Source organism: Pedobacter sp., assembly GCF_035566355.1.
In the GTDB taxonomy this organism is placed as follows: Bacteria; Bacteroidota; Bacteroidia; order Sphingobacteriales; family Sphingobacteriaceae; genus Pedobacter.
In genome coordinates this window covers 1-18,134 of the sequence record NZ_DATMRL010000131.1, presented here as the reverse complement: position 1 = coordinate 18,134, position 18,134 = coordinate 1, and the positions used below count along the sequence as shown (strand labels likewise).

16 protein-coding genes and 1 pseudogene are annotated in these 18,134 nt (G+C 39.4%); 12 read left to right on the top strand and 5 right to left on the bottom strand.

Translation table 11 applies throughout. The features are described from left to right. The first annotated feature begins 5 nt into the window (after window positions 1–5). On the top strand, window positions 6–1,604 hold the full coding sequence (locus VNZ46_RS05225) for an ABC transporter substrate-binding protein (protein WP_325559068.1): 1,599 nt from the start codon (window positions 6–8) through the stop codon (window positions 1,602–1,604). A gap of 49 nt (window positions 1,605–1,653) precedes the next feature. Here the strand turns inward: VNZ46_RS05225 and VNZ46_RS05220 are convergent, their stop codons facing one another. Together VNZ46_RS05220 and VNZ46_RS05215 are read right to left on the bottom strand one after the other, a co-directional pair. Beyond that, on the bottom strand, window positions 1,654–4,074 hold the full coding sequence (locus VNZ46_RS05220; RefSeq protein ID WP_325559067.1) for a TonB-dependent receptor domain-containing protein: 2,421 nt from the start codon (window positions 4,072–4,074) through the stop codon (window positions 1,654–1,656). Between the two features lie 174 nt (window positions 4,075–4,248). Then, window positions 4,249–4,950 carry a TIGR02117 family protein gene (locus tag VNZ46_RS05215; RefSeq protein WP_325559066.1) on the bottom strand — a complete coding sequence of 234 codons (702 nt, stop codon included), beginning with the start codon at window positions 4,948–4,950 and terminating at the stop codon, window positions 4,249–4,251. 63 nt (window positions 4,951–5,013) lie between these two features. On the opposite strand from VNZ46_RS05215, the gene VNZ46_RS05210 reads away from it, so the two are divergent. The 5 genes from VNZ46_RS05210 to VNZ46_RS05190 all read left to right on the top strand — a co-directional run bounded on the left by VNZ46_RS05210 (window position 5,014) and on the right by VNZ46_RS05190 (window position 9,257). Continuing rightward, window positions 5,014–5,601, top strand: coding sequence for a hypothetical protein (locus tag VNZ46_RS05210; RefSeq protein WP_325559065.1), 588 nt, complete (start codon window positions 5,014–5,016; stop codon window positions 5,599–5,601). Between the two features lie 14 nt (window positions 5,602–5,615). After that, a complete protein-coding gene (locus VNZ46_RS05205) occupies window positions 5,616–6,473 on the top strand; it encodes an alpha/beta hydrolase (RefSeq protein ID WP_325559064.1) in 858 nt (285 codons plus the stop codon). 96 nt (window positions 6,474–6,569) lie between these two features. Further along, window positions 6,570–7,013 carry a MarR family transcriptional regulator gene (locus VNZ46_RS05200; protein WP_325559063.1) on the top strand — a complete coding sequence of 148 codons (444 nt, stop codon included), beginning with the start codon at window positions 6,570–6,572 and terminating at the stop codon, window positions 7,011–7,013. A gap of 11 nt (window positions 7,014–7,024) precedes the next feature. Further along, on the top strand, window positions 7,025–7,843 hold the full coding sequence (locus tag VNZ46_RS05195; protein WP_325559062.1) for a universal stress protein: 819 nt from the start codon (window positions 7,025–7,027) through the stop codon (window positions 7,841–7,843). Between the two features lie 190 nt (window positions 7,844–8,033). Further along, window positions 8,034–9,257, top strand: a complete 1,224-nt coding sequence (locus VNZ46_RS05190; RefSeq protein ID WP_325559061.1) for an MFS transporter — start codon at window positions 8,034–8,036, stop codon at window positions 9,255–9,257. Here the strand turns inward: VNZ46_RS05190 and VNZ46_RS05185 are convergent. After that, a complete protein-coding gene (locus tag VNZ46_RS05185; RefSeq protein WP_325559060.1) occupies window positions 9,242–10,144 on the bottom strand; it encodes a class I SAM-dependent methyltransferase in 903 nt (300 codons plus the stop codon). The genes VNZ46_RS05190 and VNZ46_RS05185 overlap by 16 nt on opposite strands. A gap of 176 nt (window positions 10,145–10,320) precedes the next feature. Between VNZ46_RS05185 and VNZ46_RS05180 the strand changes: the two genes are divergently transcribed. Together VNZ46_RS05180 and VNZ46_RS05175 are read left to right on the top strand one after the other, a co-directional pair. Further along, window positions 10,321–10,911, top strand: coding sequence for an RNA polymerase sigma factor (locus VNZ46_RS05180; protein ID WP_325559059.1), 591 nt, complete (start codon window positions 10,321–10,323; stop codon window positions 10,909–10,911). Then, on the top strand, window positions 10,908–12,215 hold the full coding sequence (locus VNZ46_RS05175; protein WP_325559058.1) for an outer membrane beta-barrel protein: 1,308 nt from the start codon (window positions 10,908–10,910) through the stop codon (window positions 12,213–12,215). Before VNZ46_RS05180 ends, VNZ46_RS05175 begins: the two co-directional genes overlap by 4 nt. Window positions 12,216–12,265: 50 nt before the next feature. Here VNZ46_RS05175 and leuS read toward each other — a convergent pair whose 3' ends face one another. Next, window positions 12,266–15,073: a leucine--tRNA ligase gene (gene leuS / locus VNZ46_RS05170; protein WP_325559057.1), complete on the bottom strand. Its 2,808-nt coding sequence runs from the start codon at window positions 15,071–15,073 to the stop codon at window positions 12,266–12,268. 99 nt (window positions 15,074–15,172) lie between these two features. Further along, window positions 15,173–15,598 (bottom strand): hypothetical protein, encoded by a 426-nt coding sequence (locus VNZ46_RS05165; protein ID WP_325559056.1) that lies wholly within the window; start codon window positions 15,596–15,598, stop codon window positions 15,173–15,175. Between the two features lie 238 nt (window positions 15,599–15,836). Here VNZ46_RS05165 and VNZ46_RS05160 point away from each other — a divergent pair, with 238 nt between their 5' ends. The 4 genes and pseudogenes from VNZ46_RS05160 to VNZ46_RS05145 form a co-directional block, all read left to right on the top strand. Further along, a complete protein-coding gene (locus tag VNZ46_RS05160) occupies window positions 15,837–16,715 on the top strand; it encodes a cell division protein FtsX (protein WP_108550067.1) in 879 nt (292 codons plus the stop codon). Then, on the top strand, window positions 16,715–16,939 hold the full coding sequence (locus VNZ46_RS05155; protein ID WP_133779923.1) for a DUF3098 domain-containing protein: 225 nt from the start codon (window positions 16,715–16,717) through the stop codon (window positions 16,937–16,939). Before VNZ46_RS05160 ends, VNZ46_RS05155 begins: the two co-directional genes overlap by 1 nt. A gap of 4 nt (window positions 16,940–16,943) precedes the next feature. Beyond that, a complete protein-coding gene (locus tag VNZ46_RS05150) occupies window positions 16,944–17,744 on the top strand; it encodes an undecaprenyl-diphosphate phosphatase (protein WP_199081668.1) in 801 nt (266 codons plus the stop codon). After that, window positions 17,744–18,134: pseudogene (locus tag VNZ46_RS05145) on the top strand (tRNA pseudouridine(55) synthase); the annotation flags it as partial. The gene VNZ46_RS05150 and the pseudogene VNZ46_RS05145, both read left to right, overlap by 1 nt.

Below are 18,134 nucleotides of genomic sequence, written 5' to 3'. Positions count from 1 at the left end.
GGGGCCTGTGGCTGCTGAGTATATGCTCCTGTCATACTGATTTGACAAATAGCTCAAAAAAAGTGTTTAATCTTAATCTCGATGCCAACCTGACCTCTTTAGACCCTGCTTTTGCCAGGAACCAAAATGCCATCTGGATGATGAACCAGATCTTTAACGGCCTGATCCAGACTGACAGCAATCTACACACGGTACCTTGTATCGCAAAAACATGGCAAGTATCTGGTGACGGGCTAATTTATACGTTTAACCTCCGCAGCGACGTGCATTTTCACGATAGCCCACTTTTTAAAAACGGAAAAGGAAGAAAAGTAATAGCTACCGACTTTGTGTACAGCTTTTACCGCCTGATTGACCCAAAAGTAGGTTCTTCGGGAGGTTGGATCTTTAGCGATAAAGTAAAAGATATCCACAATTTCACAGCCATAAACGACAGCACTTTTCAAATCAGGCTATTGAAACCCTTCCCTGCTTTTTTAAATTTGTTAACTACGCTCTATTGCTCGGTAGTCCCCTCTGAAGTTGTAGAACATTATGGAAAAGATTTCAGAAGCCACCCCATAGGCACGGGGCCTTTTAAGTTTAAATACTGGAAAGAAGACGAAATTCTCGTACTGTTAAAGAACGAGCATTACTGGGAAAAAGACGCGGGTGTACAGCTCCCTTATCTTGACGCCGTCAAAGCTTCGTTCATCAGTGATAAACAAAGTGCTTTTATGAATTTCATCAAGAAAGAACTGGATTTCTTTGATAAAGTAGACGGCAGTTACAGGGATGATATTTTAACCAAAAGCGGAAAGATGACGGCGAAATATAAAGGTAAATTCCAACTCAGAAAAGGTGCTTATCTCTGCACAGAATACCTGGGTATGCTGGTGGATACTTCCAAACTTATTGCCAAAAACTCCCCCTTAAAATATAAAAAGGTACGGCAGGCCATCAATTATGCTATTGATAAAGCAAAATTGATCAAATATCTGCGCAACAGCATTGGTACCCCGGCTACATCGGGCTTTGTTCCCGCAGGGATGCCTGGTTTTGACAGTACCATTGTGAAAGGTTATCATTACAATCCAGAGAAAGCCGCAGCCCTACTAGCTGAAGCGGGCTACCCTGGCGGAAAAGGAATGCCACAGATTACGCTAAGCACTTCCACAACCTACAAGGACCTTATTGAATTTATACAGGGAGAACTCAATGCCCAGGGTATCCGGGTAAAGGTAGACGCAAGCCCAAATGCAAGTTTAAGAGATATGATGTCTAAAAATGAAGTCAACTTTTTCAGAGGGTCATGGATTGCAGACTATCCTGATGCAGAAAATTATCTGGCGGTTTTCTATTCCAAAAACCGTGTACCCTATGGGCCAAATTATACTGGCTATTTCAACAAGACCTTCGACAAACTCTTTGAAGAAAGCTATTATGAAAGCAATGCCGAAAAGAGATATGTGCTTTACAGAAAAATGGATAATATGGTGATGGAATATGCCTCCATTGTACCCCTTTATTATGATCAGTCTGTGATTATGTTACAGAACGGAATCAGTGGTTACCCTATGAATGCATTGAACCTGATGATTTTAAAGCGGGTTAAAAAACCCTAAAAAAAGCCCCTTATCTTGTCAGATAAGGGGCTTAATGTTTAAGCTATTTTTAGTTTTTTAAACCTCCGGCACCTTGTTCACCCATTTGCTGCTCGCCAGGTTTCACATCATCATTATTGATCTTTTTCTTCTGCGTAAATTTCAGCTTACCGAAGCTGTAACTAAAGTTCACCCCAAATGAACGCAATGGATAATGGATGTCTGTACTCTGAGTAGACGTTGCCGTGGTATTTAACGTTTTGATCCTTAGATCACGGTTAAACGGATTCAAAACATTCAGACCAACAGAAGCTTTTTTATTCAGGATTTCCTTCTTAAGGGCAGCTCCGTAAAAATACATTGCATCTGTTTTTCCCTGGAATGTACGTTTTGGTGAATTAAGCACACCCCACAATTCGGTATTCCAACCACCCGGCAAAGCATAGGCCGAACGCAAAAACGCTGTATAATTTAAAAAAGTTGAAGTACTTACGCCCGTTGCTGAACCATTCACTTCATAAGTATTTAAGCCCAGATTCGTCATCAATGTCCATTTTGGTTTTGGGTTGTAAGAAGCAAATATGTTAAATCCATAGGATTTGCTGTTACCCACATTAATATAAGTCGTTAAGTTCTTGTTGACACCATCTTCAACAACAGGCCTTATGGCACTTTCGATGACATCGTGTGTACGGCGATAAAATACAGAAGCATTAATGATGGAGCCTTTTATAAAAGTGGAGTAACCCAACTCCATGTTATCAGTTAGTTCAGGTGCCAGATTTGGATTACCCTGACTTGGGTTAAATACATCACTTTCATTTCTAAATGGGTTCAGATAGAATAAACTTGGACGCTGTACTCTTCTGTTGTAACTGGCCTTTATAGTTGTATTTGCTTTAAGGGTTTGTGAAACAATGATACTTGGAAACAAGTTAAAATAGTCATTCTTGAAATTAGATGCCTTTCCATCAATTGCGGTATATTCAGCCCTTAAACCTGCTTTTGCAGTCATCTTTTTACTCAGCTTAAATCCCATTACACCATAAGCCGCAGCTACATTCTGATCGTAATCAAATCCACCAACTTGTCCGTCATTACTTTTTATATTTCTAAAAATGCCTTTAGCCCCTGTTTCCAAAGTGGTCGTTTTGTTAAACGGATAAGTATAATCGGCCTGCAAAGTATACTCATTATTTTTACCCGTATTGTCGCCTAAAACTGTAGAATCTGGCGTGTTTGGTTTGGTAAAAATGTTACTATAGTTACTGATATTCCTGCCCCTTGACAATTGCCCTGATAAAGTGAATTCCTCCCCTTCCCTTTTGGTTGTTTTCTTATAGTCCACATTCCAGTCCATATTGTTAAAGCTCATATCCATATCCCTGGTATTTGTACTTAGAAAGTTATTATTCAGATAGATGTCTGTACTTCCCGGCCCACCGTTTGAAAATCGGTTAAACTTAATATTGGTACTGATGTTATTATAGGCATTAATGTCATAATCCAGGCCTGCGCTTCCATTATATCCAACCCTTGACCATTTCGAGAACCCATTTTGTGCAAGTATATTGGTTTGACCATTCTTATCAATATAGGTATTCAACATATCCACCTTCGAATTCTGAGGATAAGCCTGATTTACACCCAAACTTGTTGTAAGAGATAAACGACCTGTTTTGGCATTCAGGTTAAAAGCACCGTTATTAGACCTTGTTCCTACCGAACCATTCAAGCTCCCGCTTATACCTTCTGCATTCTTTTTCTTGGTAATGATATTCACAATTCCCCCTGACCCTTCTGCATCATATTTAGCTGATGGACTGGTAATCACTTCAACACTCTTAATCTGTTCGGCCGGGATCATTTTTAAAGCATCAGCTACGCTGTTTGCCATCGTACCGGAGGGCTTTCCGTTAATCAGTACCCTCACTGCCGCACCCCGCATTTGCAGGTTACCATTGATATCCACAGAAAGCATAGGAACTTTGCGCATCACGTCTGTTGCGTCTCCTCCGGCATTGGTAATATCGGCCTCTGCATTGTAAACCAATTTATCAACTTTACTTTCCACCAATGCTTTTTGCCCGGTAATCTCTACCTCTTTCAGGTTTCCAGCAGTAGGCTCCAAATAGATGGTGCCTACATTCAGGTCAGGCTTTTCAGGAGTAGTTTTTACTAAAATAGATTTAGTCTTATACCCCATAAAACCAATAGTCAACTTATATTGATCAGGAGCGATATTCTGGAGGGTAACCTTTCCTTTTTCATCAGTTAACCCACCGTTAACAGATTTATTGTCTTTAACTTTCATCAGCGCAATGGTAGCATAGTCTACAGGCTTTTTAGTTGCGGAGTCAATGATCAAAGCAGTTATCCTTCCGGTTACTGTGACTTTTTTACCAGCCCCAATTCCTCCCATTGGAAATTGTGCTTTTGCAGTGGAGAATACAGTTAAACCTATAAATAGTAAGAGTAGAATTCGTTTCATATTAATTTTTTGCGTCTTTGTCAATTAGTCTGCGCAAGGTAGATTTTGTTACAAGGATATTAAACAGATTTCTGATGAGGCTGCAAATATAAGCGGTGAATGGCGGAAAACGAGGGGTCAAATTACAAATGAGCAGAACTGATCAGTAAGCCTTTGATTGTCCTAATGCTTATCTTATTTGTACTGATAGAATATACCCTGCACAACGGGCGTCCACAAACATGCTTTTTGATCACAGCTTTTTAACGCACTGTTTGCCCATGTATTACAAGTATTAAAGATATCATACGCGCCTTTAGCCTCATAAAAGGCATCGTCCGCCCCATATCCTTTTTGACCTTTTTGAATATAGATCTGTATTGGTTGTCCGGAATCATTGTAACTAAAACTCGCTTTAAGATAACGCACCAGTTTTAGATACTGGTCCTTACTCAGCTTGATTTCCTTGCAATTTTCACCGGGCTGCATTGATCTACAAAAGTCTGCATGAATTGCTGTACTGCCCAAATGAAATATGGCCTTAAATGCAACACTAAACTTTAAGTCTGACCATTCTGGTGTTTGCAGATAAAAACCTTTATCTCCCCAACCAAAAGCTACATATTTAAACGTTGTATCTTTTGATTCTGTGTCCTCAAACTTGATAATACTGGTCCAGTCCATCATCTCATTCCTAACAGGCACAACAATATCTGTATGTACCCCATTAGACAGTATATATATGGATATTTCATCCGGCCCTTCCTTTTTCGCATTTCTGTTAACTGGAATAACGATAAGGATCCAGGTCAGAAAGGCGTAAAATACCAGGAAAGCCAGAAGCCCACCAAAGGTGTAGAACACTATTCTAAATAGTTTTTTTATAATTGTTTTCATCAATTGGACAACTTCAATATATGCTTTTTATTGTACATTTATTAAACACAAATGATTCCTCTTATGAAAACTAAAAAAGCATTACTTTGCGCACTTCTAATGTGCTATGGCTTCTATAGCCAGGCTCAAACCATCACCTCTGCCCGTTTTAGAATCTCTGATCACTCTAAGGGCATTCGCTCCATAGAACTTGTACTTGACAACACTATCCTTGTCGGAATCAATGAAGAAGGTAGGATTGACTATACCGAATCCGTTTCCGGAAACGTATCGGACTATCATGCAAGTCCAGATTTGGAAAGAAACTACGGTCAGGAAAAAACAATCATTGGTAATCTGCCTGTCAGGTATTATGACAATTTCGATATACACGACCCCAAAGGCAAACTCAAATCTATTGGAAATATTCAGTTTAAGTATAACAATACTTTTGACATTCACGAAGAGTTTGGATCTTTAAAATCCGTTGGGGATATCCAGCTATCCTATTACAATACTTTCGACATACATGACCCCCAGGGAAAAGTGAAGTCCATTGGAAATGTACAAATCAAATACTTCAATAAATTTGATGGTACAGATCGCTTTGGGAGCATCAAATCGATAGAGGGGAATACCACTGCCGTGTCTGTCCTGGCCGCAAGAAAATAACTATCGACAACAGCATGAAAAGACTAAAACAGATCATTGAAAAACTAAAGGAAGCTCATTTCCAAAACTCCGATGAAACCACCACCCTGCTATGGCAATACATCTGTTATTCCCCAAAAATCCCTCTACGACTGCATCAGGAGCAACTATTAGAAGAATCTGAAAGATTCAGTCTCAAGGTCAAAGATGAATTTTTCTCCGGGGAAGAATTAATCTTTAATGGTTTTAAATGGGGGAATGGACCCGATAAAGTGATTCTTACACATGGATGGGGTTCAAAAGCCGCTGATTTTTCAGAGATTATTCATACGCTGAAAGAACTGAAAAATCTGGAGATCATCACCTTCGATGCTCCTGGAAATGGAAGCTCTGAAGGAGAATTATCCAACTTGCTCCTATATATTGAAGCCGTTAAAGCTGTAGTTGCAGCATTTGGATCGCCAAAAATCCTTATTGGTCATTCTCTGGGCGCTATGGCGAATGTTATAGCCATAAAAGAAACCAGGTTAAAGCCCGATTTACTGATCAGTCTGACCCCCTTGATTCTTCTGAAAGAGAACTTTAAAGCGAGTATGACCACAGTACAGATTGATCCGGTCATTCAGGAGCAGTTTCTAAAAGATTTCGAACAACGATTCGGTATGAGCTCTTCCATTTTTAACTTATCTGAATGGTATAAAGAATACGAAAGTTTAAATCACTGGCTTGCTTATGATCAGCACGACCAAATTGCTCCGTACCCTTATCTAAAGCATTTTCTGGAAGCCTATCCTTCCATTTCTGGCAGAGACTATGAGCATGTAACCCACGAAAGAATAATCAGATCTGCAGAGGTCATTAAAGATCTCAAAGAAAAAATCATGGAATCGTAGACTTAGTCTCGTTTTAATATAACAAATTATGACATAATAGTTAAATACTATACTATCTATTCCTTAACTTTGTATAGAGAATTAGAACCCATCCTTATGGCAGATAAAGAGAAAGCCTTACTGGCACTTGAGCTAGGCCGTGCGGTCATTGAAATGAGAAGCCGTTCCCGCCAATTTATCCAGGCACGCATTAAAGAAAATCAACTGAATATTACTTATGAAATGTTGGAGGTATTAATGTGTCTCTGGGAAAAAGACGGGATCAATCAACAGGAGATTGCCAGCCGCATCATTAAAGAAAAAGCCAGTATGACGTATCTGATCGACAATCTAAGCAAAAGAGAACTGGTAAAAAGAGAAGAAGATGAAAGCGACAGGAGAAATAACTTAATTTATCTGACAGGGAAGGGAAAACATCTTCAGGAAGAACTATTGCCCTGGGCAATGGAAATGTATACCACTGCTTCGGCAGATCTCTCTGCTGATGCTATCATTTCCTCCACAAAACTTATTCAACAACTCACCAGGAACATTATATAAATTATATTGCAATGAAAACAATTCTCATACCCATTGATTTTTCAGAGTCTTCTATCCATATGGTCAATTACACCGCTGAGCTGAGTAATAGCCAGGATATTGATCAGATCATTTTATTTTCTTCTTTTTTTGTTACTTTATTTGAGCAGATCTATCCATCTGCAGATTTTATACAGCCAGGAGAAGGAGAAATACTTGAACAGAAACAACAACTCCTTAAGCAACTGGAAGACTTAAAAGCCAACCTGTTAAAGAAACTTCGCAGCAAAATTTCTGTAAAAGTTGCCTTGATTGAAAAACCTCTGTTGCGGGCAGTTCTTGAAATTGTTTCTATGGAACAGCCTGATGTTTTGTTCCTTAACAAAACATGCAGTCAAATGATTGAAATTGCAAAAATCAGTCCTGTACCCGTGTTGATCATCCCAGAAAAGGCTAGCTATGAGCCTGTTCAAAATGCACTCGTTGCTTGTGATTTCAGAACACTGGACCATATCAGCTTATTAAAAAGACTACACTCTATTAAACATTGGCCACATCCAAAATTAGCACTGCTAAATGTTGATCCCTTGCAAAAACACTTAAAACCTGAACATCCAGGTCAGGAAATTGAAGGCATACTGAAAGAATTACTCAATGGTTATGAATATGAACTGTATTATTCTGATGACCACGATATTCTTCATGGGGTGTTGACATTTGCAGAAGAGCATAATCAGCAAATGATTATTGCCTTGCCCGGCAGACATAGTTTTCTATATAGCCTAACACATCAAAGCATCACAGAAGGCCTGTCAGCAGACGCAGATAAACCCGTTCTGATCCTCAAATAATCTACAAAAGGCCGAAATATTTTTCGGTCTTTGTCTTATGGTTTCATTTTAAGGAGGAAGTTCAACAGCGTATCGCCGCAATTGTTAATGCAAAGTAAAGTATGGCTTTTGTTATTTTCAAATGGCAAAGCCCCATACAAATGTCCTTAAATTTGCGTGCGCTCTGTTAAGTCACTATATATTAAGCATTATGAAGTCAGAAACAAGTTCAAATGTTTCTTTATCACAAGTTCGTTTAACCATTACCAGTTTTGTTGCATTTACTTTTTTTGGATATTTTACCATCGGCCTCGCCCTCGCTGTTTTACCAGTTTTTATACACCAGGAACTTGGCTATAGCGCCATGGTTGCAGGTATTGTAATCAGCATCCAATATGTAACCACTTTCGTTATGCGTGGTTATGCCGGTAAAATGGTGGATCTGAAGGGCCCAAAACCTGCAGTTCTGTTAGGCATGGCTGGCTTTGTTTTAAGTGGTATACTCCTTTTTGCAGCCTATACGTTAAAACATATTCCCATCATGAGTTTGGGTCTGCTGGTCATTACAAGACTGATGACAGGCTTCTCCGAAGGATTAATTGGTGCCAGCCCTGTAAACTGGGCTATTCTGGCAGTAGGAAATCAGCATACGGCTAAAGCCATATCTTTTAATGGTATTGCGAGTTATGGTGCACTCGCCGCTGGTGCACCCCTGGGCGTATGGCTAAACAACGGATATGGCATAGGAAGTATAGGTCTTTTAATTATTTTGGTTGGCATTATCGGTTTACTGTATGCAAAAAGCAAGACGCCTTTAAAAGGAAATAGTACCAGCCCCAGAGAGTCTTTCCTCAAAGTGCTGAAAAAGGTGTCACCATTCGGTATTTGCCTGGCTTTAGGAGGTCTGGGATTCGGAACAATTTCTACATTTATCACTCTATATTACGCTTATTTAAACTGGTCTGATGCGGTACTATGTCTATCAGTCTTTAGCCTGTTATTTATACTCGGACGTATCTTTTTTGGCCGTTCGATTGATTTACATGGCGGGTTAAAAACATCTATCGTTTGTCTTGCCCTGGAAACTACTGGTCTTTTGATCCTTTGGCTGGCCAACACGCCAGCAACAGCCTTGGTTGGTGCAGGAATAGCTGGTTTGGGATTCTCTCTTGTTTTTCCTGCACTCGGTGTAGAAGCCGTAAAATTAATCCCACCTTCCAATCACGGTGCTGCGCTTGGAGGCTATGGTTTATTTATCGATCTTTCTTTGGGCATAACAGGTCCTTTAGTTGGTGCCATAGCCAGCCGTTTTGGAATGCCATACATTTTCCCTTTCAGTATGGGAATGGTCTTTCTGGGCTTCCTGTTGGCTGTTATCATCTATATCAGGCAAAAGAGAAGTCTTCCTTTAACGGTTGTTCACCGCGCGGCGTAGGGGTTTACAGGAATATGGATAAAATGATAACCTTCTGCCTTCATTTGCTGAAGGAGACTGTCTTCAGGTATGGTTTTAAAAACCACTGTACATAAGACTTGTCCAGGAGTTAACCTGCACCTGAGCAAAATATCCATTAATGCCTTTTTAACTTTAATCTTTATAAAACTAGCGCTATATTTTTTCTGGTCTAAAACTTCTGCTCCTTTAAAATAAAAATTTGGATTAATCCTTTTAAAAGCAAGCATCGGAAGATTCAAACCAGCGGCAAATTTTTCAAATTCACGTTCGGATACTTTATAGACGAAATTGCCTACCGGCTCATAAGAAAAGCGATTTTTCCAGATTCTGTTTAAGATCCGTGGGTTCGTTTTGAATAAATTAAAAAGCCATAATAAGATCGGTATTTTAGTTACAGGATCTTGCGGCTCTATGATTACAATTCCTTCTTTTGCAACCCGGATCATTTCATACAATGCCGCATATGGTCTTGGAAAATGATGATAGGATTCTTTGCAAAGCACGTAATCAAAATTCTCATCGGGGAAATTCAGTTGCTCCGCGTTTTCAGCTCTATATCTGGTAATAATTCCCTCTTCCCGGGCAACGGTCAAAAAATCAACATTCAGGTCTGTAGCCATCGCCATACTGCCTCTTGATTCAATATACTGTGCATCAAACCCATAAGCATCCCCAACGGTAAGCCAGTATCTATTCTCCCCAAGCAATGGATCAATGCACTTAAAAAAAATATTCTGCAACCAATGAGCAATTGTTTTCTTCCCCAGAGATCTTTTCTCTTTGTAATAATTAATCTTCGATTCTTTACCTGGAAAATATTGGTTATACCAGTTTCCGTGTTTCTGATAACTTTGATGATGATACAATGGTCTTATATTTAGTCTTCTTTATCAGTTTACGGGAGTACCGAGCCAAACGTTGGGTAAAAAATCAAAAAACTTCTTCAAATCATTTTAAAAATTTCATTTTTACCCAACGTTTTGCCTGGTGCCTTCGTATTCTTTAGGAATGACACCTCCTAAATTTACTTTTAATTTGCTGAATGAATCTGTTTGCTAAACGGGAGTCTCGTATTATAAAAGGATGTAAAGCAAACGAACGTAGTGCGCAGGCTCAGTTGTATAAGCTTTTTTATCCGGAAATGCTCCGGCTTTGTTATCGTTATTTAAAATCTGATGATCTTGTAGCAGAAGCACTTAATTCAGGCTTTTTAAAAGTTTTCCAGCACATCAACAGTTTTGAAGAATCAAAGGGCGAATTGGGTGCATGGATCAAAACAATTATCATAAGGACGTGCATCGATCTTGGAAGAAAAGAAGCCAGATTTAGTAATCAGAGCAGTAGTGAGGATGAGATAGATACAATTTTTATTTTACCTGAAATACTTGAAAAGTTATATACAGAAGATTTAATGCAGGCCATTCATCAGCTTCCACATGCCACTAAAATAGTTTTTAATCTTTCTGTAATAGAAGAATATACACATAAAGAAATAGCAGACCATCTGGACATTACGGAAGGGACATCCAGATGGCATTTATCGGAAGCGAAAAAGCAGCTCAGGAAGATATTATCTCCTGCCATTAAAGACAAAATCAAACCAACTGAAAAACAAGAAGATAAGTCAAAATGAGAAATTCGGCCTGGTATCATAAAATCTGGCGTAAAAAGCTGCAGCAATTTCCTTTGAATAGGGATGCTGATTCCGCCTGGGCAGAAATGAAATCTATTTTAGACAAGGAACTTCCCGTTGCCCAGCCAGCCACCAGTCCTCCATTGAAATCTGCTATTTCTAAATTAATTTCTCCCATACTTACGTATGTTTTACCTGCAGCAGCCATGATTACTGCTTGCGGATACTTTATAATTAAGTCTCCTACGGAGAAAAACGCCATCAAAAAACAAAAAAAACAACCTTGGCATCTACAAACAAAGGACACTTTAAACCTGCCAGCACAACAACCTGTCTTAATCAAAGATTCAGCATCAACTGAAGCTATTCTTCATAACATTCCAAAATCTGTTCTTTATAGACCTCAGCTGGTCACTCCTGCTTACCACAATTCGACTCCCCTTGTTGACCAAAATCCTGATCAGCTTTCAGATCAGGAAAAGATAGACGAAATTCCTTTGCATCAACTCTTAAAAAGCAAAATTTCCGCAGCAGAAATATTTGCATCCGAACACATGATCTCACAATCTGTTCCAGGCTATGGAATAATTACCTGGACGCCTTTAGCTATTCAGGTTCTCTCAAAAAACAACAGTTACTACCGAAAATCAAAGCAAAATGAAAAAGTCTTCCATCCAAAAAAGATCCGTTTAGCAAAAACGGATCAAAAAAGAGAGATGACCACCCCAATGTATAACTATGGATTGGAAACGGGAATTAACAAGAGCAGCAATACCAATAGTTTCTATTTGGGCTTGTCAGGCTCGTATGCTCTGACCAAACATTGGTTAATTTCTACCGGACTACAATTCAACACATTAAGACAATTGGCTGGAGAATACTCGCATCCGAGTTACTACAGACCAGATTCTCTTCCACCTTTTAAAGTTAACGATTCACGCAAAGTGCTGACATTAAATATTCCTTTACTACTGGAATACAAGATCAATAAAGCGATTAGTCTGCAAGCCGGGCCATTGCTTAATCTCTTGCTTAAACAATCAAACAAACAGGGCCTGGTCGCTCCAATGGCTGACATGCGCGATACCGTATATCATAGTAAAGAGATCAACCAGGCTATTAGTAAAACGACCGTTAATCAGGTTAGTATAGGATTTACCGGAGGAATAAGCCTCCACATGGGGCGATTTGATTTAAACGGAAGATATCAGCTTCTTTCTCCCTATAAAATAAGTAATGACTTAGGTTCATATAAAGCAACCTATCAGACTTTACAGTTTGGCATTGGCTACAGGTTTAAATAAAAAGGGGTTGTATCAGATGATACAACCCCTATAATTTTCCGAAATCAGAATTAAATCACAATGTTCACAATTCTGCCTTTCACAACAATAACCTTTTTAGGTGTTTTACCCTCCAGATATTTTTGCACCTGCTCATCAGCCAGAACAGTCTCTTCAATTTCTTTAGCTTCCAATGTTAAACTCAGATTAAGGTTCAACCGGGTTTTACCATTTACAGAAACAGGATAACTGAATTCGTCTTCTACCAGATAGGCTGGATTAAATACTGGATACGGAGCATAAGATAAACTTCCTTCTTCATGTCCTAATAAAGACCAAAGCTCTTCACAGATATGCGGCGCATAGGAAGAAAGCACCACAACCAGATCTTCCAATACCTGACGATTCTTACATTTCAAATCTGTCAGCTCATTCACTGCGATCATGAAACTGGACACTGATGTATTGAAAGAGAAGCGTTCAATATCATCCTGAACCTTTTTAATGATCTTATGTAAAGCCTTCAGTTCTGCTTTAGTTGGAACAGAATCGCTGACATTAAAAACCCATGCCTCATTATGGAACAATCTCCAGAATTTGCGAAGGAATTTAAACACCCCCTCTATACCATTGGTATTCCATGGCTTACTCTGTTCCAATGGTCCCAGAAACATTTCATACATCCTTAATGTATCTGCACCATAGTTTTCAATCAATACATCCGGATTAACTACATTAAACTTAGATTTAGACATCTTCTCCACTTCTACCCCACAAATGTATTTACCATTTTCCAGGATAAACTCAGCGTCCTTAAATTCAGGTCTGAACAACTTGAATTTTGGAATATTCAGAATCTCATTTTCTACAATATTCACATCTACATGCAATGCAGATGTTTTATAGTCATTTTTTAATCCATGAGATACCAGTGTATTTGTTCCACGGCCCTGCTCATCAATAACACGGTAAACAAAATTACTCCTTCCCTGGATCATGCCCTGATTAATCAGTTTTTTGAAGGGTTCTTCCTCCTGTACATAACCAAGATCTTTAAGAAACTTATTCCAGAAACGGCTATACAACAGGTGACCAGTAGCATGCTCCGCTCCTCCAATATAAAGATCGACATCTTTCCAGTACTCAATTGCTTCCTTTGAAGCAAATTCAGAACCATTAACGGCATCCATATATCTGTACCAGTACCAGCTTGAACCAGCCCAGCCAGGCATTGTGCTCAGTTCGTACTCATACTGATCTTCATAACTCCAGTTCTCAGCCCGTCCCAAAGGAGGCTCTCCTGTCTCAGTTGGCAGGTATTTATCAATTTCAGGGAGCAATAACGGCAATTCTTCTTCCTTGATCAGGTAGGGTAATCCATCCTTAAAATAAACAGGAATAGGTTCACCCCAATACCGCTGGCGACCAAAAATAGCATCCCGCATACGGTAATTGATTTTTGCCTTTCCTACGCCCTGTTCTTCAAGCCAGTTGTTCAAAAATGGGATCGCTTCAGCGTAGCTCATCCCATTAATAAAGCCTGAATTGATGTATTTCCCTTCTTTTGTTGGATCAGCCTGTGTATCTATATTTTGTTGCGCGTCCAGAACCTGTACAATTGGTAAATTGAAATGTGTAGCAAATGCCCAGTCACGCTGATCTCCACTTGGTACACCCATTACCGCACCAGTACCATAGCCTGCAAGAACATAATCCGCAATCCAAAGCGGCACACGTGCTCCGCTCACCGGATTGATGACGTAACTTCCTGTAAAAGCACCGGAAACCGTTTTTGTATCTGCCATACGGTCCAGTTCTGATTTCTTCTTGGTTTGAGCAATATACTGCTCAATATCGCTTTTTTGTTCTGGTGTAGTTAATGCAGCTACCAATTCATGCTCAGGTGCAAGAACCAGATAAGAAACCCCAAATATAGTATCAGCCCGTGTGGTGAACACTTCAATATAGTCTTCTTCTACTCCTGTAATTGACGGTGTTTTCTCAATTGCAAACCTCACACTTGCCCCAACACTTTTACCAATCCAGTTGCGCTGCATTTCTTTGACCGGCTCCGGCCAGTCTATCGTATTCAGCCCCTGAAGTAAACGTTCTGCATAGGCAGAAATACGCATACTCCACTGCATCATTTTCTTTTGTTCTACCGGATGTCCTCCACGCTCTGAAAATCCATCCTTAACCTCATCATTGGCCAATACAGTTCCAAGAGCAGGACACCAGTTCACCGTACTTTCTTTTAAATAAGTCAGCCTGTATTTAAGCAACTCTTCCTGCTTTTCCTCACTGGTCATCGTTGCCCAATCGCTCGGCATGAAGGTCTTGGTATCTTCATCACAAACAGCCTTCACATCTGCACTTCCTGAAGCATTAAATTTTTCAAGCAAAGTCGTAATATCTTCTGCCCTGTCTGTCTCCAGGTTATACCAGGAATTGAACAACTGCATAAAGATCCATTGCGTCCATCTATAATACTCGGGATCGCTGGTCCTCACCTCTCTGCTCCAGTCAAATGAAAAACCAATCTGGTCCAATTGCCTGCGATAAGTATTGATATTGGTTTCTGTGGTGATTGCCGGATGCTGTCCGGTTTGAATAGCATATTGCTCAGCCGGCAAACCAAAAGAATCGTATCCCATCGGATGCAATACATTGAACCCCTTCAACCTTTTGTATCTTGAAAATATATCTGAGGCGATATAGCCCAGGGGATGACCCACGTGTAAACCCGCACCTGATGGATAAGGAAACATATCCAGCACGTAAAATTTAGGTTTATCGCTATTGGTATCTGCTTTAAAAGTCTGGTTCTGAGCCCAAAACTGCTGCCACTTTTTCTCTATTTCTTTAAATTGGTAATCCATTACGGCTATTCCTTAATATATAGCGCGAAAATAATGAAATAATTTACCAATTGGTAATCAGAGTAAATATGCCGCCTTTTAATAAGGCGGCATAGCTCACTATCTTTTAAGATAATAGGTTTCGGTCACCTTAGGATTAGATTGATCTACTGTGGCTGTAAACTGGAAAGTATTGTCGTTAAGCACTTCGGTAGAACACACCAGAAGCTTTGAAGCTAATTTAATGTTAAATGCCGTTCCGACAAAAGTGACGTAATTACCACTGGAAATTGTACCCGCCAGACTCATTTCGAAATCATTATTTTCCGTGCTTTTAAAATCAAGATAATCGGAACTCGGATTATATTCTACCGTATTTGAGGAAGCGATCCCCCCGTTGGCATCATAAACTTTGGTTTCAATCTTAGTTACCTGCCATTTCCCTCCGATCTTGACAATCGTCGTGTTTGAATCTTGTTTTTTACAGGCAGTTATACCCGTGACCAGCAATAAAAAAAGGACTGCTGTAGTTAGTTTTTTCTTCATAGTAATGGTTTTTTGCTGCTTTTTTAACGAAAAAGCAGCAGATATAGTATAAATATTCGCAGCATACTCCTAAGCACAATCCGCTTTAATAAGTGTTAAAGATTGTTAAGACTGAAAAGAAGAAACTATTTTAATTAAACTTTCGTTGTAGATTAGGAGGTAATTGAATGCTAAAGCCATATAATTTATTTTAGTTGCTTTTATTTTTTTATTTTCGCACAACAATAAACACGAATACATGGAAGAATTTGAAGTAAGCGATGCTTCTAAGAAGACAAAGACCATATACATTTCAACAATATTCAGTATTACACTCGTACTGCTAACACTTGGCATGCTGGGCTTAATTCTGGTACATGCAAAAAACCTGTCCAACTATGTGAAGGAAAACATTGTTCTGAACATTATCCTTGATGAAGGTGCTAAAGATGCAGATGTACTTCAATTTCAAAAAGAGCTGAATTCTAATCCGGCGATAAAAACGACTCAATACGTAAACAAGGAAATCGCTGCTAAAAACCTTACCCAGGATCTTGGAGAAGATTTTGTGAATTTCCTGGGTTATAACCCGTTACTCTCTACGATTGATGTTTATCTGAAAGCAGATTACGCCAACAATAAAAGTATTGACGCCTTAAAAGCCCAGATCAGTAAAAATCCAGCAGTTAAAGAAGTGATCTATCAAAGCTCTTTAATTGACATGGTCAACCAGAATATCAACACCATCAGCCTGATCATTCTGGCCTTTGCTGCCATTTTATTGGTGATCTCCATTGCTTTGATCAACAATACCATCAGACTGGCCATTTATTCTCAGCGTTTCCTGATCAAAAGTATGCAACTGGTTGGTGCAACTAAAAACTTTATCCGCAAGCCTTTTATTCTGCTTGCTGCTTTACATGGTCTAATTTCAGCCATCATTGCTGTGATTATTCTACTGGGCATCCTGTATTATGCACAAAAACAAATCCCTGAAATCATCATATTAAGAAACTACACAGAATTTGGGTTTGTATTGTTATTTATGCTTGGCCTGGGCATCTTTATCACTGCCATCAGCACTGCTATGGCAGTAAGCAGATATTTACGTTTAAAAAGTTACGATCTATACAGATAATGATACAGAAAAAACACAGCCCTGCAAGTCAGGACAACAAATCAGAATTGGTTTTCACCAAAAAGAATTATCAACTGCTGTTGATCAGCATCGCTATCGTTGTATTTGGATTCATCTTAATGATAGGTGATACCGATATCTACGATTTCAGAAAAACACTTCTTGCTCCAATGGTAGTCCTTTTTGGCTTTGCTTTTGGCATTTATGCCGTTTTAAAGAAATAGATTCATGGATTTTCTACAAACCTTTATCCTTTCTGTAATAGAAGGAATAACGGAGTTTTTGCCCGTATCTTCAACTGGTCATATGATCATTGCCTCTTCGGTAATGGGAATTGACAAAGATCCATTCGTAAAACTCTTTGAAATTGCAGTGCAGCTCGGGGCTATCCTTTCTGTTGTTGTTTTTTACTGGAAGAAATTTTTCCCTTTAAATCACTGGAAATTTTACCTGAAGCTTGTCATCGCTTGTTTACCAGCAGCAGTATTTGGAATGTTACTTCAAAAAAAAATAGACCATCTGCTGGAGAGTCCCGTAACCGTTGCAGTAATGCTGGTTGTTGGGGGTATCATCTTGCTTTTTATCGACAAGTTCTTCAATAAACCAACAATAAAATCCGAACCGGAAATTTCTAATAAGAGTGCGCTGATCATTGGTTTCTGGCAATGCCTTGCTATGGTTCCGGGTACCAGCAGAAGTGCGGCCAGCATTATCGGTGGGATGCAACAAAAATTAACCCGGTCAGTTGCTGCAGAGTTCTCTTTCTTCCTCGCTGTTCCCACCATGGTTGGTGCAACAGGATTAAAATTGGTCAAAGCCTATAAAGAAACTCCCGAGATCCTAAAGGACAAACATAATCTTATGCTTTTAGGTGTGGGAAATTTAATTGCTTTTGTGATTGCACTACTTGCCATCAAATTTTTCATAGGTTATGTACAGAAGTACGGCTTTAAGCTGTTTGGCTGGTACAGAATCGCATTTGGTTTATTTTTCTTAGTCCTGTATTACCAGGGCCTTATACAACTTTAATGATTGAATTTCCGGATTTTAATTTTGCCGAAGGTGAGCTCCTGCTCATCAATAAGCCTTATCAGTGGACAAGTTTTGATGTGGTGGGAAAGATAAGAAACTCTCTAAAACCGCTCAAAATTAAAGTAGGACACGCAGGCACCCTGGATCCGCTTGCTACCGGTCTGTTGATTATCTGCACAGGTAAACTCACCAAACAAATTGACACTTTCCAGGCACAGGAAAAAGAGTATACCGGCACCATGGTCCTTGGTGCAACAACACCTTCTTTCGACCTGGAAACCGTTGTGGATCAGGAATTTTCGATAGAAGGCATTACGGAAGAACAAATCCATGCGGCGACCATACCTTTTACAGGTGATATACAGCAGTATCCACCAGCGCATTCCG